20 protein-coding genes and 1 riboswitch are annotated in these 21,236 nt (G+C 49.2%); of the genes, 1 reads left to right on the forward strand and 19 read right to left on the reverse strand.

What is annotated here, in order from left to right; translation table 11 throughout:
* Positions 1-104: 104 nt before the first annotated feature.
* The 7 genes from G9U52_RS05345 to G9U52_RS05375 form a co-directional block, all read right to left on the reverse strand.
* Entirely contained in the window at positions 105-908 is an 804-nt protein-coding gene (locus G9U52_RS05345) for a (2Fe-2S)-binding protein (RefSeq protein WP_166147047.1), read from the reverse strand.
* A gap of 107 nt (positions 909-1,015) precedes the next feature.
* On the reverse strand, positions 1,016-2,053 hold the full coding sequence (locus G9U52_RS05350) for an AraC family transcriptional regulator (RefSeq protein WP_243767157.1): 1,038 nt from the start codon (positions 2,051-2,053) through the stop codon (positions 1,016-1,018).
* Between the two features lie 182 nt (positions 2,054-2,235).
* Complete coding sequence (locus tag G9U52_RS05355; protein ID WP_166147049.1) at positions 2,236-3,255, reverse strand: Gfo/Idh/MocA family protein; 1,020 nt, start codon at positions 3,253-3,255, stop codon at positions 2,236-2,238.
* Between the two features lie 57 nt (positions 3,256-3,312).
* Complete coding sequence (locus G9U52_RS05360) at positions 3,313-4,395, reverse strand: Gfo/Idh/MocA family protein (protein ID WP_166147051.1); 1,083 nt, start codon at positions 4,393-4,395, stop codon at positions 3,313-3,315.
* Positions 4,396-4,499: 104 nt separating this feature from the next.
* On the reverse strand, positions 4,500-5,666 hold the full coding sequence (locus tag G9U52_RS05365; protein ID WP_166147054.1) for an aminotransferase class I/II-fold pyridoxal phosphate-dependent enzyme: 1,167 nt from the start codon (positions 5,664-5,666) through the stop codon (positions 4,500-4,502).
* Between the two features lie 220 nt (positions 5,667-5,886).
* Positions 5,887-6,936: a site-2 protease family protein gene (locus G9U52_RS05370; RefSeq protein WP_166148128.1), complete on the reverse strand. Its 1,050-nt coding sequence runs from the start codon at positions 6,934-6,936 to the stop codon at positions 5,887-5,889.
* A gap of 113 nt (positions 6,937-7,049) precedes the next feature.
* Positions 7,050-7,421: an arsenate reductase family protein gene (locus tag G9U52_RS05375; protein WP_166147056.1), complete on the reverse strand. Its 372-nt coding sequence runs from the start codon at positions 7,419-7,421 to the stop codon at positions 7,050-7,052.
* 150 nt (positions 7,422-7,571) lie between these two features.
* Here G9U52_RS05375 and G9U52_RS05380 point away from each other — a divergent pair, with 150 nt between their 5' ends.
* Positions 7,572-7,955 (forward strand): PilZ domain-containing protein, encoded by a 384-nt coding sequence (locus G9U52_RS05380; RefSeq protein ID WP_166147058.1) that lies wholly within the window; start codon positions 7,572-7,574, stop codon positions 7,953-7,955.
* Here the strand turns inward: G9U52_RS05380 and G9U52_RS05385 are convergent.
* From G9U52_RS05385 to G9U52_RS05440, 12 genes are all read right to left on the reverse strand, one after another.
* The gene (locus G9U52_RS05385) at positions 7,952-8,884 is read right to left on the reverse strand and encodes an RluA family pseudouridine synthase (protein WP_166147060.1); all 933 of its coding nucleotides are present in this window, start codon (positions 8,882-8,884) and stop codon (positions 7,952-7,954) included. The genes G9U52_RS05380 and G9U52_RS05385 overlap by 4 nt on opposite strands.
* Positions 8,881-9,447, reverse strand: coding sequence for a cob(I)yrinic acid a,c-diamide adenosyltransferase (locus G9U52_RS05390; protein ID WP_166147062.1), 567 nt, complete (start codon positions 9,445-9,447; stop codon positions 8,881-8,883). The genes G9U52_RS05385 and G9U52_RS05390 overlap by 4 nt, the downstream gene beginning before the upstream one ends.
* 31 nt (positions 9,448-9,478) lie before the next feature.
* Complete coding sequence (locus G9U52_RS05395) at positions 9,479-12,334, reverse strand: cobyric acid synthase (RefSeq protein ID WP_166147065.1); 2,856 nt, start codon at positions 12,332-12,334, stop codon at positions 9,479-9,481.
* Positions 12,335-12,374: 40 nt separating this feature from the next.
* On the reverse strand, positions 12,375-13,271 hold the full coding sequence (locus tag G9U52_RS05400; RefSeq protein WP_166148130.1) for an adenosylcobinamide-GDP ribazoletransferase: 897 nt from the start codon (positions 13,269-13,271) through the stop codon (positions 12,375-12,377).
* Complete coding sequence (cbiB, locus tag G9U52_RS05405; RefSeq protein ID WP_166147067.1) at positions 13,253-14,239, reverse strand: adenosylcobinamide-phosphate synthase CbiB; 987 nt, start codon at positions 14,237-14,239, stop codon at positions 13,253-13,255. The genes G9U52_RS05400 and cbiB overlap by 19 nt, the downstream gene beginning before the upstream one ends.
* Before the next feature lie 129 nt (positions 14,240-14,368).
* Positions 14,369-15,016 (reverse strand): bifunctional adenosylcobinamide kinase/adenosylcobinamide-phosphate guanylyltransferase, encoded by a 648-nt coding sequence (locus G9U52_RS05410; protein WP_166147069.1) that lies wholly within the window; start codon positions 15,014-15,016, stop codon positions 14,369-14,371.
* Positions 15,017-15,039: 23 nt separating this feature from the next.
* Positions 15,040-16,092, reverse strand: a complete 1,053-nt coding sequence (cobT, locus tag G9U52_RS05415) for a nicotinate-nucleotide--dimethylbenzimidazole phosphoribosyltransferase (protein ID WP_166147072.1) — start codon at positions 16,090-16,092, stop codon at positions 15,040-15,042.
* A 206-nt stretch (positions 16,093-16,298) separates the two neighbouring features.
* Entirely contained in the window at positions 16,299-17,105 is an 807-nt protein-coding gene (locus G9U52_RS05420) for an ABC transporter ATP-binding protein (RefSeq protein WP_166147074.1), read from the reverse strand.
* A 138-nt stretch (positions 17,106-17,243) separates the two neighbouring features.
* On the reverse strand, positions 17,244-18,278 hold the full coding sequence (locus tag G9U52_RS05425; protein WP_166147076.1) for a FecCD family ABC transporter permease: 1,035 nt from the start codon (positions 18,276-18,278) through the stop codon (positions 17,244-17,246).
* Complete coding sequence (locus G9U52_RS05430; RefSeq protein ID WP_311764808.1) at positions 18,279-19,364, reverse strand: ABC transporter substrate-binding protein; 1,086 nt, start codon at positions 19,362-19,364, stop codon at positions 18,279-18,281.
* 184 nt (positions 19,365-19,548) lie between these two features.
* Positions 19,549-19,721: riboswitch (cobalamin riboswitch) on the reverse strand.
* Between the two features lie 5 nt (positions 19,722-19,726).
* Positions 19,727-20,272: a hypothetical protein gene (locus G9U52_RS05435; RefSeq protein ID WP_166147078.1), complete on the reverse strand. Its 546-nt coding sequence runs from the start codon at positions 20,270-20,272 to the stop codon at positions 19,727-19,729.
* 180 nt (positions 20,273-20,452) lie between these two features.
* A complete protein-coding gene (locus G9U52_RS05440) occupies positions 20,453-21,235 on the reverse strand; it encodes an ABC transporter permease (RefSeq protein ID WP_243767158.1) in 783 nt (260 codons plus the stop codon).
* Position 21,236: the final 1 nt, after the last annotated feature.

Raw genomic sequence — 21,236 nt, forward strand, 5'->3', positions numbered from 1 at the left:
AGGCAGCCCGAAAGCTGTCCTATTTTATACTATCGTACCATATATTAGCCATTCTAGATTGGAGTTTCTTTGGGTATGCTTGTCATTTTTGCAGATGGCTCGACTTAGTTAGAAGCTTGGACCGCAGCTACCAGCTTTTGCCGCTTCTCTTCGCGCTCTTCCTCGCCCATTCGCGGACAGGTGTAGCAATAGCCATGGCCGGTATCCGTCAAATAAGCGAGGCAACAGGAGGCTTTTATCCGATAAGGCTCTTCGGGCATACGCGGGTTATCTATAAGGCGAAAATTGATGTCAAATGGATTTCTTTTTCTGCCGAACACCTCGCCATCCAATTCCTGCTGCAGGCAAGCAAAATCCTCCTCAATCGTCTGGCGCACCCAAGTGCTAGTTGCTTCACGCAAAAAAGCATCCTGCGCATAATGCATGCGCGTAGCCACCTGCCCCCAAAGCTGACCGACACCAATATCAGCGGCTTCGGCAATCGAGGTCAATAGCGGAGCTACTTCAAGGGCGTAAAAGGAAGTGAGCACTTGCTTTCTCCAGGCGTTACGATCCCCGGCAGGCGTAGACAAGCTGTCCGCGTCATGGAGAAGGAAAGCCCACCGCGGCCGCCCATTGACCAGATGCACCTGTCCCTTAAGATTGCGGAGCGAGAAATCGTAGGTAGCGTGATCGTGGGAGATCGTGTACTGCATAGCTACACATACCCAAGCGAACCAAAGTGAGAAATACGTAGCGGCTACCTCCGGCTTCATCGCTTTAAGCACCGGCCCATATTGCCCCACAAACCGTTTGGCGTTGCCTTCCTTCAATAAATCGGCCATTTCTACCCGGAAAGCCTGCTCAGGGAACGCTTCCTTTGCGAAAAACATCTGTTGCTCTAGCCTATCAAAACTTATTCCGGCCACCCTACAAACACCTCATCCCATTCTAGCGTATAAGGTGAATGATAATGGCTCTCAATTATGATGTCAATATGTATAACTGCAAAATGGCAGTTATGGCACTCATAGACTTATTTATCGCTTAACTCTAGCTTATCTTCTACAAAGGTTGGAGCTTGATGCTCCACCCGATATTTCATCGGCGTAGAGCCAAACTTTCGTTTAAACACATAATGCAAATAATTGGCGCTGGAGAAGCCGTTTTTATAAGCAATTTGGTCAATCGTTTGGTCGCTTAGACTTAACTCATTACATATATGGGTAAGCCGCACATGCTCGATATATTCGCTGAAGGTACCACCCGTATGGTCGCGAAAGATACGCTGGAGCTGGCGCGGGCTAATTTGCACACGCTCAGCTACAATTTCCAACGTAAGCGGCTCCATGTAATTGTCCTTGATGAATTGCACGGCCAGCTTATGCCTGTAATGCTTCATATCCCTTGATGGAATATCTGGTTGCGGCCCTGACGTGTAAGCGCGGGTCGTGCGCAATAAAATTTGGATGATCGAATGCTTAATCACCGTAAACAACCCCGGCTGGTTCTCAGACCAAGCACGGTAAGCCGTCAGAAAGCATTCCATTGCCCTGTATTGGTCCATCGCCGGCCTAGGCGGCATTGTTCGCAGCCGCTGGATACAAGCCTCGGCCTCGGCCGTCTCCCATTTGCTGCCCCATTCCGATTCAGGGTCAGCCCCATCTTCAGCCCCCATGCCAGCCGGAGCAGGTCCATCCTGCGACTCGCCGCAATCCAGCTTCACAATATCGATATGGAGGCATAGCTCATCCATCGCTTCCTCGGTATCCGCTTCTTGATAATGAAGGAGATTAGGACCGGTCAAATAAAGCATCCCTTCCTGAAGGGCGTAGCTCACATCACCAAGAATTACCTTGCCTTTTCCCCGTGGAATGTAATGGAACTCAAAGTCGGAATGCTTGTGGAAGGAGACGATTTTGCCCGGCGCAAAGCTGGTATGGTGGAGCTTCAGCATTCGTATGCCATAATGCCCCCAGCGAAATTCCACATCGAGGCGGTCCAATGCGAAGGCATGCTCAACTAACAGCTCATACGGATAAGGCTTGGGGCTTGGCTTTCCATGGCTTTCCAAATGTCATCAGCCTCCTCAGTGATCAATCGAGCTATGCAAGCTTTAAATGGAAAAAGGCCGCCCGTCTCTCGCAAATTTACAAGAGTACGAACCAGCCTAACTCCTTAACATGAAATGAACAACCGCAAAAAGGTGCTGCCGTGAACCCAATTAAATCCTGCTTAATGATACCGCAACCGCAACTACTCAGCCAAATCGCTTAGCTTGAAAGCCGCGCCTGAACGGGCGGATTGATTCGATGCTTCCATTAATCGGGTCAAATCCAAAGCAAGCCGAATATTTTCCGTCGCTGTTGTATTCTTCTGGATATGGTCCACCCATTGCTGGTATGCGGTTGGACGGTTCTCCGGCAAGGTCTCGATGACTTGCCATTCCTTGGAGCCTTCTCCCATCTTGGTGCTGCGAACGAATAACTTATTATTATGCGTAGAATAAAGCAAGCTGCCTTCGGTGCCATGCACCTCAATGACGAAAGGCGAGAACGCATTCACAAAGCCTGCTTCAATAATCGCAAGGGCGCCGCCCGCATAACGAAGCACAGTAACCGCGTTATCCTCGACTTCCTTGCCTGTTACATAACCATAATTGGCGCTAACACTTTCGGGAAGCCCCAGAAACAAGCGGGCCAGATACATTGGGTGGCAGCCTAAATCGATCATGGCACCACCACCAGCCTGCTCCAGATTGAAAAATTGTGCTGGCAGCCAGCCATTGGAGTCACGCTCCGAAGGAATACCTCCATTATGCGATAGGCGGGTACGTACAAGTGTAATATCGCCGAGCAGGCCTTGGTTTAATATATCCTGCACAGCAAGCGTATAATTGGCATTCAAGCGCGGCAGTGAGACTGTTAATTTCACATTGGCAGCTTCGATGGCTGCCAGGATTTCATTGCATTCGTGAAGTGTTGTGGCCACTACCTTTTCCGTGAAAACATGCTTGCCTGCTTGGGCAGCGGCAATAATGACATCACGATGGATGTTCGTCGGCGTAACAATAATGACGCCTTCAATATCCGGCTGTGCCAGCAGCTCGTCTAAATCCGCGAAAAATTGGAAGCCATGCTCCTCTGCTTTTTGGCGACCGCGTTCGGGGTCCTCGTCCCAAAGCGCCACAACTTGTGTGTCCGGGTGCGCGGCAGCATCAGCGTTATAATCCTTGGCATGTACATGCCAAAAGCTCAAAATAGCAACCTTCATCACGTTACGTTCCTCCTCTTACATGCTCTAGCCTATAAGTACGATTTCATAGGGTTCCTATTAATCAAAATATACAGCTTTACCTGTTTTGGCGGATTCGTAAATCGCTTCCAATATCTCTGAAACAACGCAAGCCTGCTCAGGGGTTACGGTAGGCTCGGTATCATTAATAACCGCTTCAATCCATAGGCGCAGCTCGGTGTCCTGCATGCTTTCTTTTTTGCCATCATAGAAATCGACGCCTTTGGCATCCAGTTGAATATGATTTGCATACAAGCGGCTGTGGTTTTCACCGTTAAGGCGTAAGCCATCATCCATATCCGCTCCGCCTTCCGTACCACATAAGGTACATTTGGCTTCCTTTACATCCAGTGTATTTAACGCCCAGCTAGATTCAAGAACAATGGTGGCTCCATTCTTCATCGTAATCATGCCAAAGGCGGAATCTTCAACTGTGAATTTCTTCGGATCCCATGGACCCCACGCATTGGCAGCGTTTTCTTTTGAAGAAAGCTTGTGGAACGTAGTACCCAGAACAACCTTCGGCTCATAATTATTCATCACCCATAGGGTTAGATCCAATGCATGTGTGCCGATATCAATTAACGGGCCTCCACCTTGCTTTTCCTCATCCAAAAATACACCCCATGTAGGTACAGCACGGCGACGGATCGCATGAGCCTTGGCAAAATAAATCTCGCCCAAGTCTCCATCAGAAGTGACTTGCTTTAAATATTGGCTGTCGGGACGAAAACGGTTATTGTAGCCTACTGTCAGCTTCTTGCCTGATTTTTTGGCAACCTCAACCATACGACGAGCGTCTGCGGCTGTCTTGGCCATAGGCTTCTCGCACATTACATGCTTGCCTGATTCCAAAGCAGCAATCGAAATTTCGGCATGTGAATCATTTGGTGTACATACATGAATAACGTCGATGGAACCATCTTTTAGCAGCTCCGTGTAGTCCTCATAAACCTTAGCTCCTGCGACGCCATACTTATGAGCAGCCTCATAGGCCTTCTCAACAATGATGTCACAAAAAGCGACAAGCTCAACTGTTCCCAGATTGGACAAGCTAGGTAGGTGCTTGCCGTTGGCAATGCCCCCACAACCGATTATTCCTACTTTTACGATACTAGACACGCATGTATTCCTCCTATAAAATAATGACTTGCTGTTAGTTTAACATGTTTGCCCACAAGTTTGAATTGCAATTTAATGACAATCAAGAGTGCGATTTTATGACATTAAGCCAAAAATTCACCCATACGGCGAACCGCTTCCCGAAGCTTTTCCTCATCCTGTACTAGAGCAATCCGCACATAACCCTCGCCTTCTTTACCAAAGGCATCGCCCGGTATAACAACGACACCAACCGCAGCCACCATTTCCCGGGAAATTTGTCGAGAGGTCCAGCCGACTGGTATGCGAGCCCAAATAAACATCGTTGCCTTCGGCTTTGAAATAACCCAGCCCACTGCAGCCAGCCCTTCAATCACGATATCACGCCTTCGCTCATACAGGGCGGCAACCGAATGGTCTTGCTCCATATCTTCCTCCAGCGCAGCTATTCCCGCTTCCTGCACGGCTTTGAACACGCCATAATCGATATTCGATTTCAAAATACGCAAGCTATGCACTACAGTAGGCTGACCCACCATAAAAGCGATCCGGCAGCCCGCCATATTGAAGCTTTTCGATAACGAATGAAATTCGACTGCCACCTCTTTGGCACCTTCGATTTCTAATATACTGAGCGGGCGAAAGCCATCAAAGGCTAATTCCGAGTAAGCTAGATCATGTACGATCAACAGCTCGTATTTCTTCGCATAGGCCACCAGTTGCTCGAAAAATTCCCGTGGCGCTATGGCCGACAAAGGATTACTTGGGTAATTCAACAAAATAAATTTCGCCAAGCGGGCTTTTTCTTCTGGAATATCCTCCAGCTTTGGCAAGAAATTATTTTCCTCCCTGAGCGGCAGGAAATAAGGAGTGACCCCAGCCAGCACAAGACTGCCCGCATAGATCGGGTAACCTGGATCGGGAACCATCACCACATCACCAGGATCGGTAACCGCCATTGCCAAATGCGCCAGTCCGTCCTGTGACCCCATCAACGCTATGATCTCATTCTCTGGATCGAGGTCTACTCCAAACCTATAGCTATACCAACGAGCGACCGTTTCCCTAAACGCCTCGCTGCCTTCTGAGGTAGGATAACCATAATTACCAGGATTACGTACAGCCTGCTCCATCGCTTGCATGACCCGCTTTGAAGGAGGCTGGTCCGGGCTGCCAATACCAAGGTCAATCACATCAAGACCACGGCTTCGTGCTTCTTCCTTCCATTGTGCCATTTCAGAAAAAATAGCGGAACCCATTAAGGATAGCCGCTTTGATTGAAATCGTTCCATATATATACCTCCTGAAAATATGCTAAAACTCTACTTAGCTCTTGACTTAAAGTGTGCGCTAAATAACTAGCGGAGTGGTCGGGGTTTTCTGGAGATAGCGGAGCGGTGCCTTTGTTCAAGGATTTTCACAACTAAATGTCTAATAAAATCAAAAAAATCCTTGAACAACAGCAATCGGAGGAATACCCCGACCATGCAGCGGCATTGATGCACCACACCTTTACAATCCTGATAAGCTAGAAGAAATATGCCCTGTTTTCTGGACAAGCATCATCATGCCAAACAAAAATCCGGCAAGCGCTAAATAGGCAATACCATATTTCCAGCGGGAAGCGGTCGGTACCTCATAATATTTGTCATTCTCGAAGGGATCGTAATCGACCTGGATATGAAGCATTAGATGCATTCCATCCTCTTTGTTCAGCCGCTCCAATCGGGTGACATGTACACGCCGAATCAGCGCTTGGCGCCCCAATGAAATGGTACCTTGGAAATTCAACCCTTCCCAAACCACATCAATGTATTGCTGGCCCTCTAGATCGGAGTAGGTGAGAAAAGCCAGCTCGCGCTTATGCTCTTCACCAGGGATCATATACCCCTGTTCAATCAAGGGCTCAGCCGGAATCAAAAAGCTCGTGGCTACAGCTCGTGGCTCACTCCCTGTTTTGCGGTGCTTCACATATTTATTATAAAGATCATAAGCAAACATCGACCAAATAATTAGCAAAATAACATTAAAGTTATAGATAATCAACAACAAGCCACCAACTAGCCCCACCAACCAAAGCCATCTGGAAACGGCTGTCACAATCCGCCCTCCATCTAAGGGGTGGATTGGAATCAGATTAAACAAATTGATTAGGAATCCGACCTGTGCTAGATGGTAAAGCAAAGGGCTATCGAAGACATATGCTAACCCAAAGGTCAACAAGGCGCCGACAGTTCCCAGCACAGGACCGCCAAAAGCGACATAGGCTTCGGTTACTGCATCCCTGGGATGACGCTTCATATTAATCATAGCCCCTATAAACGGGATAAATACAGGCGCCGAAACCGGCAGGCCTTTTTGCTTGGCTGCAAGAACATGGCCCATTTCGTGGATCAAGATCAACACGACAAAACCAATGGCAAAGCTCCAAGGAAACAAAATCGCATAAGCCCCTATGGATATCAGCATAGACAGAAACACGCCGCCAAATTTACCAACCTTCAACAAGCCAATGATCCATTTGCCTTGTGCCATGACAAACAAAGCAGCCGCGCCGATCATCCAGAAAGGGTTTTTCTTATTTTTTTTCTTAGTCTGCAAGCATGACCACGCTCCTTTGCTACTGTTACTTGCTACAAGTCTTTACGGTTCATATGCCTATAACGTTACAAGTTTTATAAGGAGCCCCATATTTGCTCGTATTGCTCTTCCTTATAACCAACGGTCACCTGAACTCCATCGGTCGTAATCGGGCGCTTAATAAGCCGCCCGTTTGAAGCTAGCAGATCAATCTTTTGCTCGTCGGTCATTTGCGGGAGCTTCGTTTTTAAATCCTGCTCCTTGTATACATCGCCAGAGGTGTTAAACCACTTTTTAATCTCCAGTCCGCTTTGTGCAATCATCTTCTTCAATTGTTCACGCTCGGGAGGGGCTTCAAACAAATGAATGGCCTGCACCTCGACATCTTTTTGCTTCAAGGATTTCAGGGCGTTGCGGCAGGTGCCACAATTAGGATAATGATAAAAAGTAACAGTTTTGGAAGCCATACGTGTATTCCTCTCTTTATTGCAAAATCCCTCAATACTTCTCATCACTTTCGACAGTACTCTACATAACGTCCCATGGAAATAATATTCGTCCGATGATACAATTTGTATATACATTTCGTGATTTCGTTACACATTGGAGGGTTAATTATGTTCACCAGTAGAAGGAAAGAAGCGTTTCGTTATATTTTCAATAAACCTCTATCTTGTGTATACGAAATTATTGAAATTAATGGCTCTGCAATCACCAGTAAAAAGGCAACCGCCCAATTGATCGATATCAGCAGGAATGGCTGCAGGCTGGAGATGAAGCTGAATCTTAACTCCAAAGCCAACCGCATCCAATTAAAAATGGTTCTAAAAATTACTGATAAAGAAATCCCGATTACTGGCTATGTCAGATGGCAACGATCCTCTTTAAGCTATCATAGCTATGGAATTTTGTTCGAAAAAAGCCATGACCTTGGCGCCACGATTGTTGAAGAATTAATGAAATTTACGAAGGATTCCAAAAATGCACCCAAAGTTGGCTAACCCTGCTGCAGCTGCAGCAAGCAATCCCCTATATCAGAGGGCATAGGGGCATTAAATTCGATTCGCCCTTTTGTGATCGGATGGGTAAATCCCAGCCTGCATGCATGTAGAGCATGCCGCTCTATCCCAACTTCCACGGAGCTATCGGCTTCTGTCGCAGCTTGCTTATACAGCTTATCCCCAAGCAAGGGATGGCCCAAATATTGCATATGCACCCGAATTTGATGGGTTCTTCCCGTTTCCAGCCAAAGCCGTACTAGTGTGGCTTCCGGGAAGCGTTGCACGACCTTGTAATGGGTAATGGCTGCATAGCCCGATTCCGTCACAATGCGAATATGCGGCTCCTCCGGATCCCGATCAATCGGTGCATCCACAGTCCCTTCATCTGCACTCATAACGCCATGAACCAGCGCCAAGTATTCCTTTTCAACTTCGCCGACTTTCATTTGCTCGGATACCTGCTGGTGGACAAACGGATTTTTGGCTATGGCTAAAGCACCTGACGTTTCTTGATCGAGTCGATGGATAGGGCGAAACCGGTAGCTTTTCCCTTGCTGCTGCCAATAATAAACGACCCCATTTGCTAACGTGTTGACGTAGTGGCCATGGGTCGGATGGACGATCATCCCAGCCGCTTTGTTCACGATCAGCAAATGCTCATCCTCATACAAAATTTCAAGCGGTAGCTCCTGGGGCAAAATGTCCTCAGATACCTCCTGCTCCATATGAACCTCGACCACGTCCCCTGCATGGACACGAACGCTAATATACTCACGCTTGCCATTCAATAAAATCCCTTTCTCTGTAAGCTTCAAACGGGATAACAGCTTACGTGAAACGTACATCCGGTTTTGCAAAATGGTTTTCAGGTAGAAGCCGTCTTCTTCCGCTGAAACGTTATAAATTAAGGGCTCGTAGTAAGTGCTCATTTGCGACGAAATACGTCCGCACTACGTGCATAGGAGACATCCTCTAGGCCATTACGGCTATTGGCCACGCGAGCAATAGTAAAGAATAAGTCCGACAAGCGGTTCAAATAACGGCGAACCTCCTCGTTTATCGGCTGCGTGCGAGCCAGTGTGACCACACGGCGTTCAGCCCGACGGCATACCGTACGGCAAACGTGAAGCGTAGATGCAGCCAAGCTGCCTCCGGGCAATATAAATTTCGTAATATCCGGTAATTCGGCATCGTATTTATCAATCAAAGCCTCCAGATGATCAATCATCTCCGCTTTCACTTTATAAGGGCGAAGCTCCTGCTTTAGCAAAGCCAGATCAGAGCCACAGTCGAACAGCTCATGTTGAATTTCCAATAGATCCTCTAGCAGATCCTCGAATTTATCCTTGTCAAGAAAACCGATGGACTGTCCGACAAAGCATTTGAGCTCATCGACGGTACCATAAGCCTCGACACGTACATCATCCTTATCGACTCTTCCCCCAATAACCCCAGTCGTTCCAGCATCGCCAGTCCGCGTATAAATTTTCACAGCCTTCAGCCTCCCCTACTTACTTACTTACTTACTTACTTACTTGCTTATCTATGCCTATCATCTCATATATTCGAGCCATATCCAAATGGTTACGTACATGCTCCGCCAGCCGATCAAATGCCGCTTCTCTGCGATCTTGAAAATAAAGCTCTGCGGCCTTCGGCTCCCAGCCCTTGCTGCGCCTTAGATTATTAAGCCATGCTCTTCGAAACAAATCATTATGCAAAATACCGTGCACATAGGTTCCCCATACTTTTTCATCCTCGGAAACGGCACCATCTGGGTGATCCGGCAGCTCTGCGTTGTCCCCTTGAAGCTGAAAGGGATGGGCAACCGGACTCAAGAAACGGGATTGCCCCATATGGATCTCATAGCCGCTAACCGGTAGCACCTGATCGATTTCGGCGAACAAGCGGGTTGTACCTTCTGTGCGAACCGTTCGCTTCTCCGCTTCAAAGGTCGTCACTATAGGAAGCAGCCCCAGCCCCCGTGTTTCGGGGCGGTCGGATTCCGTCAGCTCGGGGTCAAGCAGATGCTCGCCCAGCATCTGGTAGCCCGCGCATATGCCCACCATATGCCCTCCGAGCTGCACATGCTGCAGCAAGGCTTGCTCCAGCCCCGACTCGCGTAAAAAGATAAGGTCGTCGACGGTATTTTTGCTCCCTGGAATAAGAATCGCATCCGCAGTGCCCAGCTCTGCTGGCGAGCTCACATACCGCAAATTCACGTCGGATTCATACAAAAGTGGATCGACATCGGTAAAGTTGGACAATCGCGGCAAACGAATGACTGCAATATCCAGCTTTTCAAGGCTCGCACCGTCCGCTGTACTGTTTATGCCTTCTACGCGATTTGCCGCTTCAGCAGGATCGGTACTTTTACCGCCAGCTCGCCCACTCTGCAAATTCCCCGTAGATAGCTTGCGATCCAAAGAAGCGGAATCCTCATCCTCCAGCTCCAAATCCGGCAAAAAGGGAATCACACCCAGTACCGGCTTGCCTGTGCGCGCCTCCAGCCAATCCAAGCCTGGCTTCAGCAAGGTAACATCACCACGAAACTTGTTAATAATAAAGCCTTTAACACGAGCCCGTTCCTCGGGTGTAAAAATCTCCATCGTTCCCAGCAGCGATGCGAATACGCCCCCGCGGTCAATATCTGCAACAAGCACAACGGGCGCATCCGCCCAGCCCGCCAATCGCATATTGACAATATCCCGATCCTTGAGATTCACCTCAGCGGGGCTTCCAGCCCCTTCGATGACGACGACATCATAGGCCTCGCGCAGCCTCACCAAAGCTTCCTTTACGATCACCTCGGCCTCGGACAAATATTTCTCGCGGTATTCCCTGGCATTAAAATCACGGTAAGGCCTGCCATGCACAACAACCTGCGCCACCATATCTTTTTTCGGCTTCAGCAGGATTGGGTTCATATCGGTAGTAGCCGCAATCCGGCAAGCATCCGCTTGCATGCCTTGAGCGCGCCCAATCTCCTTGCCGTCCAAAGTGACGTAGGAGTTTAATGACATATTTTGCGATTTAAAAGGGGCGATCCGTTGCCCATCCTGTAATAAAATACGGCAAAAAGCAGTCGTGATCAAGCTTTTTCCAGCATCGGAGGACGTGCCCTGCACCATCAGCGTCGGAGCTAGGGGCTTTAAAGCCTCCGGTTCCCATTCAATTGCGGATTGTATGGTAGCTGCCATTATTAATTTGGGCTCAGGCTGTGATACCGATTCGTGCTTCGTATCCGCGTTCGCGTCCAGCAGACCAGCAGCTGGCGAGGCATCCGAATTTACCGACCGCAGCGCCGTGAAAGAAGCCCGCAGCGCCACGATCAAACGCTCGTTGGATTCGCGCAAACGAATCGCGACACGTACATAAGAAGCATCCAGCCCCGCAAAATGGGAAGCGTCTCGAACCATAACGCCACGCTGCCCCATTTCCCGCTGCAGATCCTGCGCATTTAGCCCCAGCCCCCGCATAGAAAATAGCAAATAATTCGTATCACTTGGCGTTACCTGAAGGCCCAACCCCTCTAGCATCCTGACCATCCATGGCCTTTCCTCGGCCAGCCATGCATGCGTTCGGCTCTCGAAGGCTTGGTCGCCAAGCACCCCTACACCCACAAGCTGCGCTATGGTGTTGACACTCCACTGCACCTGCTGCCGCTGCAGCTCTCGAATCCGCTCCGGGTGCCCCACAATAAAGCCGAGCCGTAATCCGGGAATCGAGTAAAACTTCGTCATGGAGCGGATCACCATAAGGTGTGGGGATTCCGCAGCGAGACGAATCATCGTCAGTTGCTCTTCATCGGGGCAAAAATCAATAAAAGCCTCATCCAAAATGACAGGCTTGCCAGAATCGGATTTGGCCAAATATCCCCTCACCTCGGCAGACAATAACCTACCTGTCGGATTATTGGGCGACGCAAGAAACAGCAGATCAGTTTCAGAAGCAGCTTGCATCAGATCTGATAGCTGCAGCACAAAACCATTAGCCTCGTGCAAGGGTATTTCCAGAATCGTGCTGCCCACCTTTTCCGCGGCTTCCTCATACTCACCAAACGAAGGGCGTGCTAATGCCGTTACACCAGGCCTTATCACACGAACAGCAAGGTCAATTAGCTCCGCAGCCCCGTTGCCTACCAAGATTGACTCCACAGGTATACGATATTTGGCCGACAGCTGGCTGCGCAGCTCCCTGACAGCCGGATCGGGATAAGCCGCAACCTCGCGCCAACGCTCACGCATCGTTTTTTCTACGACATCCGATGGACCCAGCGGGTTCATATTCGAGCTATAATCGAGCAAGCTCTCCTTGCTTACCCCAAACTTCTCTGCCGCTGTCCATAAATCGCCGCCATGGCCGTATTTTTCTAGCAAGAAAGCCACCCCCTTTAATCTTGATCTTGATGTATTAGCCCTAACGAATCGCTACATATAAAATCAACAGCAGGGCCGTTTCCACAATTTCATTCATCGCCCCATAGGTATCTCCTGTCAGGCCACCCAGCTTGCCACTTAAATAACGGCTTATCCCCGCTCCGAGCAAAGCTGTGCAGAGCAAGGCAATTCCAGTTATCTTCAAACTTTGCCACGAAAAAAAGGCATTTCCTAACCCTACTCCTGGAGCTGAGCCTGATCCTGTCGCAAGTCCGACCAATAGAACCGACAATAATAAGGCTATAGCCGTATGGACCAATAAGTGTTTGAAGCCGATCCCGCGAAAAAAAGCCCCAAGCCCCCGCTTTGCCTCCTGGGCTCTTGCGTAAGGCCAGCAAGCAATCGCTACCACCATATACCAGCGACTCCACAGGGCAGCTAATGGCAGCACATAAAAAAATGTACCCATAGGCAGCATCAGCCATTGCTGCAGCAGCGTCCATTTGCAGAGCATCAGCAGCACGCAAGCAACCACACCCATCGCGCCAACCCGGCTGTCCTTCATAATTTCCAGCATTTCTGCGCGTGGGCGATGGCTGAAGATGCCGTCCGCCGTATCCATCAGCCCATCCAGATGCAGGGCTCCTGTGAGCGCCACCCATAACACCAACAGCAGCGCTGCGGTGACACCAGCCGCGCCGCTGCCTCCTGCAGCTCCTGCGAACAAACTATCCGGAGCAGGCAGCAGATAGCCTTGCAGCAACCAACCTGCCAAGCTTAGCAGCAGCCCGAGCACGGCCCCCACCAGCGGATAAAAAATGACACTGCGGCGAAATAACGCATCGTCATATTGCAAATGAATGGGAATCGGAAGCCGTGTCAAAAATTGAAAGGCAGCAGCACATGCCGCCAAACCTTTTACCACCAAGTCCAGCATAGTGCGCACAACAAACCTCCCACAATAAGAAAACTAACGGTATATAAAAGCTCCACCGTATGAATAATATCTGCTTTGCCGCGTTCACGCAGTGGCCAGCCCATTCTTGCGCGTTCGCTCGTTCGGCCGTGGTAAACATTCACCCCACCCAGCTCAATGCCAAGCGCACCTGCCACAGCAGATTCCGGGATTCCGCTGTTCGGGCTTGGGTGCAGCCGCGCAAATTGCCGGATCGACCTTGCAGCCCGCAGCGCTGAGCAGCCCTGTCGGCAAGCCGCCGCCGCCACCAATAAGCAGCCCGTCAGCCGGGCAGGCAGCCAGTTCATCACATCATCCCAGCGCGCTGATGCCCAGCCGAAATATAAATATTTGTCGCTGCGGTAGCCGACCATCGAGTCCAGCGTATTCGCGGAGCGGTACAGCATCGCTAGTGGTGCACCGCCCAGCAACGCAAAAACTAACGGAGATACGACAGCGTCGACAATATTCTCAGCCACGGTCTCTACCGTTGCCCTGGTTATCTCCGGCTCCTCCAGCTCTGAGGTTGTCCTGCCTACGATATAGCCCACATATTTTCTGGCTTCGTCCATTTGTCCATGCTGGAGTGGATGGTACACCTGCATGGCCGCATCCTTTAAACCTTTGATCGCAATCGTCGTAGAGATGAACCAGGTATTGACCGCATAACCAAGCCATGGATGTATCCAGCGCGATGCTGCTAATGCAAGAGCCATAATTACAAAAGCCAACAATAGTGTCGATAGAAGCAGCCCTACACCTCTCAACCTTTGGGCTTGTGGGGATAGCTGCGCGCCTTCGTCCTTATGCAGCCTTGCTTCCAGCCAACTGATCCACTGCCCGATTCGAATAACGGGATGGGTCGGCCACCGCGGGTCACCCACGATCCAATCTATAATAATAGCAGCCACCAGCATCAATGCCGTTTCCTGCCAAGAGTAGAACAACATCTTTCCACACCCACCGTTCTTTGCTGCATGAATCCTTACCAGGCCTGAATTTACCTGCATAACACCTGCATAACTGCTTACGCTGCAGCTATGCTTCTCCCTTAACTTATGAGCTTCGCTTTCGATCCGCTAAAACTGGTACCGCATTCTTGTCAGCTCCACCGGAATTCCTGAGGTTACAAGGAATACTTGCTCAGCAGCATTTGCCAATTGCTTATTCATCACCCCTGATAAATCGCGGAATTGCCTTCCCAGCTTATATTCAGGCACCAATCCATAGCCAACCTCATTGGTTACAAGCAGCAAATGCCGGCCTTGTCTTGTAAACGCTTTGCAAGCAGCCACCAGCTCATCAATCTTCAGCATTAAGCGCTCTTCCGCATCTACCTCCTGCTCCACCTTAAGCAACCAATTGGACAACCAGAGTGTGAGGCAATCTACCAAAATAACGGGATCACCCTCTATCCCGCCCATCCTATTCCCACTATCATCAGATGGCAAATTTTCATTTGCTAGATTTTCATTTAACAGATTTTCATTCAATAGACTTCCAAGCGATATCAATGTTTCTGCTAGCGCTAAAGGCTCCTCGATCGTCGTCCAAGCATAGCTGGTCAATTCCCGTTGCTGCCGATGCATCCCGATGCGTGCTCTCATCTCGCCATCATAAGCCTGCGCTGTTGCTATGTATATACCGCGTTTGCCCAGATGGGCAGTGTAGCTCTCGGCGAATGAGCTTTTGCCGCTACGGGCACCGCCCGTCACTAATACTAGCATACAGAGTACCACCCTTCATTAAGTTAAGATTGGGAGATGCCAGCACTTGCAAATGTCGCCATTTCTTTCATGATTTTAATCGCAGCTTCTATGATCGGAAAAGCTAATAAGGCGCCAGTTCCCTCACCCAGCCTCATGTCCATTTGTAGCATCGGGGATAATCCGACAGCTTTTAAAAGGCGTTCATGGCCTCTCTCCTGAGACTGATGGGAAGCGATCATATAGGAAACGCTATGCGGAGCGATTCGGCTTGCCACAAGTGCAGCGGCAGATGAAATAAAACCATCGATCACTACAGGGCAACGATGTATCGCAGCACCCAGGATGACACCCGTCAAACCGGCAATTTCCAGCCCGCCCATCTTGGCGAGCACATCGATCGGATTGGTTTTATCCGGTGCGTTCAACGCGATAGCCCGCTCAATAACGGCCTGCTTGTGCAGCAACCGCTGGTCATCAATTCCAGTACCACGTCCGACTGTGGCAACCACTTCCTCATCGGCCAAGACGGTTAGCAGCGCGGAGCTTGCTGTCGTATTGCCGATACCCATTTCACCAGTCGCAAATAAGGTGTAGCCTTTCGCATATAGTTCATCTACCAGCTCAATACCGACATAAATCGCCTGCAGCGCTTCATCTTCAGACATGGCCGGTCCCTTTGCCATATTATTGGTTCCTTTACGCACCTTACGGGAATACAGCAGTTCATGCTCGATATCGGCATTTACGCCAATGTCTACACATATCACATCAGCTCCTGTATGCCGTGCTAAAACATTCACTGCGGCACCGCCGCTGCAAAAATTAAGCACCATTTGCTGCGTTACCTCAGCAGGAAAAGCGCTGACACCCTCCTCACAAACCCCATGGTCAGCCGCCATCACAATAACGGCCTTTTTGCCAATCTCAGGAATTGTTTTACCCGACATACCAGCTAGCTGCTTAGCGACATCCTCCAGCTTGCCAAGGCTGCCCGGTGGCTTCGTTAGCTGGTCCAAGTGATGGCTGGCTGCCTCTATAGCTTCAAGATCTAACGGTTTAATAGCTGATACGATACTGTGTAAAGATTTTGACATGATTGATTCCCCATTCTGATTGGCTTAACCTCACTACCAGCACTTGACAAGAAGCTCCAATGACAATAGCTAAATCCTGTAGCGGCAGATTTGTAACGTTAAGCCTCTATTTTATTTTCACCTGTGGTGGTGGTAGTCATGTAGCCTCTAACTAGATAAAGCTAAATCAAGCTGCCTTATATGTATCAATTATGACCTGTACTCTCTCAATCGACTTGCATAGCTCCATCAGCATGAAGCAAAATTTGTGGAACACCTGACAATGGATGCTTCAACACAATCGGGCGGGTTCCATACACTTGCTCCAGCAGCCCACTCTGGATAACTTCTTCGGGTCGCCCTATCTTTACTATGGATCCTGTTTGCATAAGCAGAAGCCTATCACAATATTGGGCAGCCATATTGAGGTCATGCAGCACTGCAACAACAGTCAGCTTCTCCGCTAGCTGCCAGGTGCGAATCCATTCCATCATCTGGACCTGATAGCCGATATCGAGAAACGTCGTCGGCTCATCAAGCAGCAGCAAGCGGGGCTGCTGTGCCATCAGCTTGCCCAGCGCAACCCGCTGCCGTTCGCCACCGCTTAAACGGTCTACGGCACGATGCTCCAACGCTTTAAGCTGAAGGCGCTCGATGATATGCTCAACCAACGGCTCCGCATCGCTATTCGACTCATCGCCCAGCCAATTTTGAAAAGGGTAACGCCCCATCGAGATCACCTCGCGTGCGGTGAAGCCGAGCGGCGGCAGTGCATCCTGCTCCAGCACAGCCATCCACTGCGCCAGCTGCCTGCGTGAATAAGTATGAGCATTGCGGCCTTCCAGCAGCAAGCGGCCTGATGTTGGCGTATCCACGCCTGACAACAGCTTTAGCAGTGTTGACTTGCCGCTGCCGTTAGGACCAATAATGCCAAAGCATTCTCCCTGCTCGACAGCAAAGCTGACCTGATCCAGCACCCGCTGGGATCGGTAAGCTTTACTTACCTTGTCGACTTCAATCACCGTGACTGCCATCCCGCTCCCCCTCCCAACCTTTAAACCGCTGAGCCAGCAGCTAGTTTAACCATTTACACCATTTTTTTCCATCCAGCTACTTATTGGACTTACTCACCGCCAGCTACCAACCAGGCTTTGCTCTGTTTTCCTCTAGTCTTAGCCGGCAGCCCGCTTACTCTTACGCATCAGGTAAACAAAAAACGGCGCACCCAAAAACGCTGTGACTACACCAAGCGGAATTTCCATGGGGCTCCATAAAACTCTGCCCAGTGTATCCGCCCACAGCACATACAAAGCGCCGCCAAGCAGAGACAGGGGCAGCAGCAGCCGATAGTCTGGACCGACCACCATTCGCAGTAAATGCGGTACAATTAGTCCTACGAATGCGATTACCCCAGATACGGATACAGCCGCCGCCGTCACTAAGGTTGCCGCGATCAACACTGTAAGCTTGGTGCGTTCCACATTAACGCCCATATGCGAAGCTTGGGCTTCCCCTAGCGAGAAGAGGTTCATCGCCCGTCCAAACATAAATAATACTAATGCGCCGACAACTAGATAAGGCAGCAAAATGAGTGAGTACGACCAGCCTCTCAGCGTCAAGCTGCCCATTAACCAAAAGATGATTTCATTGACAACCTGCTTGGACATCGACACCATCAAAGCGACAAAAGCACCCAGAAAAGCATGCATAACGACCCCTGATAAGATGACCGTCTCCATCTGCAGCTTCCCATCAATCCGCGATAACAAAAGCACCGTTATTAAAGAAGCTACGCCCGTGGCAAAAGCTACCGCTGGAACCGTCCAAGCTCCTAACCATGAAAATTGCAGCCCGAACAAAATTAAAAATGAAGCTCCTACCGCTGCACCCGATGAGACACCGAGTGTATAAGGGTCAGCTAACGGGTTGCGCAGCACTCCCTGAAAAGCTGCCCCGGCAATGCCAAGCGATGCTCCAACCAAGAGCCCAAGCACCACTCTTGGAAACCTCACCCGCCATATAATTTGCTCCGATGACGCTTCCCAACGAACCGGTATGGAGTCGCCAATCCATGGAAGATGGTGGGCTATAATTCCCCATACTTGCAAAAGCGGCAGTTGCACCGTTCCAATCGACAAGGAGATCGTGATGGAAAGCAGAATGAGCAGTATGCCTCCCCCTCCCCAAACTAACAGTTTTTGCTGCATCTATTTCACCAATTCCGGATAAATGCCTTTGGCTATATCGACGAGCCCCTTCGTCATCCGCGGTCCGGGGCGGCTAATCCAATCATTGTTTACGCCTACAACCCGATTGTTTTTAACTGCATCAATAGCTCCCCAGCCGCTTCGCTCTTTAATAATTTGGTCTATCGTTTTTTTCGACTTGTCGTCGATCAGGTTGTTAGGATAAATGATGACCTGTGGATTCGCAGCAATAACCATTTCTTCATTCAACTGCGAGTAGCTTGTCGAATCGCCATAAATATTAATGCCTCCAGCCGAAGTGATAAGCTCATCCATAAACTCACCTTTGCCTACCGACCAGCCTGGTGAAAATTCGAGCAATACGCGTTTTTTCTGCTCCGGCAGCAAACCTTTGACGGCATCAGCAACCTTTTGGCGGTCTGCCTTCATCTCAGCAACCACCTTTTCCGCTTGCTCCTGCTTGTCAAAAATTTGTCCAAACATTAGCAGGCTAGCAAGTACATCATCGATTGTTTTTGGCTCCACCTTAAAAACATTCACCTTCAACGAACGAAGCTGCTCCACTGCTGGCGTCTTCATCGATATACCGGCTACCACTACATCCGCATTAGCTGCAAGCAGAGATTCCTCATTTGGTTTAACAATGCTGCCCATTTTCGGCTTTTTCAAAGCCTCTGCCGGATAATCACAGAAATCGGACACGCCAACGATGCGATCCCCCAGCTCAAGGGCAAATAACATCTCCGTCTCACTGGGCGAGACCGAAATAATCCGGCTAGGAGCCTTATCGAATATAAACTCTTTGCCTGTTGCATCCTTCACTTTGAGTGGATACACGGTTGCTTTAGCTTGAGGTGTGGCTTGAGGCGCAGCTACAGAAGACGTTTGTCCATTGGTTTGACCGTTAGCTGACTGCCCTTCCTTAGCACCCCCCGCCTTGGGCGGGTCGACGAGTTCTCCCTTGCTCGGAGCTACAGCTGCATTGCCGCAGCCTGCCACAAGGAGCATGAACATCAACCCCAGCAGGCATGCTAAAGATAACCGAGAATTGCGATGTATAAACTTTTTATTCTTGAATAGGTTCACCTTGGACTCCTTTTCTGCTTTCCAATTTTAATATCCAAACCCTGCCTCTATAAAAAAATAGAAAAACCCTCCGATTCCTTTTCACAAAGAAACTAGAGGGGCATGCGTTTATATACGAACGACAATAAAATAGCCATGGGCCATTTTCGCAGGTACACGACGCTCCTTTTTCCTCGAAAGGGGACAGTCTATCTACAAATAGGCAGGTTTCCTGACTTGGGTTAGAAATCTTACTGGGAAGCTTGCTTCCAATAGGACTATGAACCCTTACAGTGGCGGGACCGTGCCGGACTTTCACCAGCTTCCCTTTTAACCTATAAACCGCGGCTTACAGGCACCTATTCGTGAATATGCAGTTTGGCTTACTTCTGGGCAATAATTTTCATAACCTGCATAACCAGATCCTGCTTTTTGGCATTAGCAGGTACAAAAGCGACCAAATTTTTACCATTCAGCTTCAAATCTGTAAACCATTTTGTGTTTTCTAGTGGGATTCCATACAAATGCTTTTCAGTACGGACGGTTTTGTCCGCCTTATCCTTATTATCTACCGGCAGCTCCATAACACCTTCAGGAAAATCCTCACTTTTGGCTATATCATCTAAACTGATGTAACCACCCTGCTGGCCAAGTGCCTTGAATTGCTCTGCCGGAACGACAATAATCCCATTATCACCTGCGGCAATTTCCACAATCAGCTTCTCCATCGAAAAAATAGGCGTCGTCTGGATCTTAATCGTAGGGACAGCTCCTGTTTTCGTTTGCAGATCGACCTCGAGCTTATCGCCCACATCACTTGGAATGCCACTGGCCGACATCATAAAAATCGGTACGTCCGGCTTCGGACCCCCACAACCTGCTAAAAATATGAACAATATCAGTCCTAAACACGCAAGTTTCGCCTTCATCTGTCTCTCCTCCCGGACCCCAAACAAGCCGTCCGTTCCTGAAATCTCAACTCACATCTTAACATAAAAGCCTGTATTCTACAAAAAAACACCCTTCGGATTCCATTCATCCTCGGGGTGTTCGTTTTTTAAACCTAGATTTACATAAAGGCACGTTTTCCAAGCCTTACGACTGAGACTTCAAGATCCGGTTGATCGATAATAACGAACGCCCATATGCCAGACAAGCAAGCATGGGAACAGAAACAGCACACCAGCCAAGGGAGCCAGCATATAGAGCATACCATTGCCCTGAACCTTATCCAGAATATAAAGCAATGGCAAATAGCTAATGAACCCGAACGGAATAATAAAAGTAAAGAAGACCGTAACCCACTTCTGATAAATATTAAGCGGGTATTGTGCCATCTCCCGACCCCCGTCCGTAAAAATATTAGCCACTTCAATACCCTGAATGGTCCAAAAACAAAGCGTGGCCGCCAGCATATAAATGCCTGTAAAAATCAACACACCGCATAATACCATTAATATGAGCGTAATAACCTTTGCTGCATTCCATGAAATAGGCAGATTATACAAAGCCCAAACCAAGACGAGCGAGCTCTGGACGATGCGGCCAAAACGGGTAAACTCAAATTTGGAGCCAAGCACCTGGATAACCGTGCTTCGCGGCCGAACCAGAAGGCGGTCAAAATCGCCACCGGCAACAAGGGTCGCAAAAGCATCAAACCCGCGGGAAAAGCATTCACTAAGCGAGAACGCCAAATGGACAATGGCAAAACAAAGCGCAACCTCGAAAAAGCTCCAGTCCTGCAGCTGCCCAAACCGCTCAAACATAAAATAAAGTCCGGCAAATACGGAGAATGGAATGAAAAACTGCCCAAAAGTGAGGAGCCAAAATGAGGTGCGGTACTGCATTTGCGATTTAAATAAAATACGCAAATATTTAAAATATAAGCTCAAT

It is taken from the genome of Paenibacillus agricola, from assembly GCF_011440305.1.
GTDB classification, from domain to species: Bacteria; Bacillota; Bacilli; order Paenibacillales; family NBRC-103111; genus Paenibacillus_S; species Paenibacillus_S agricola.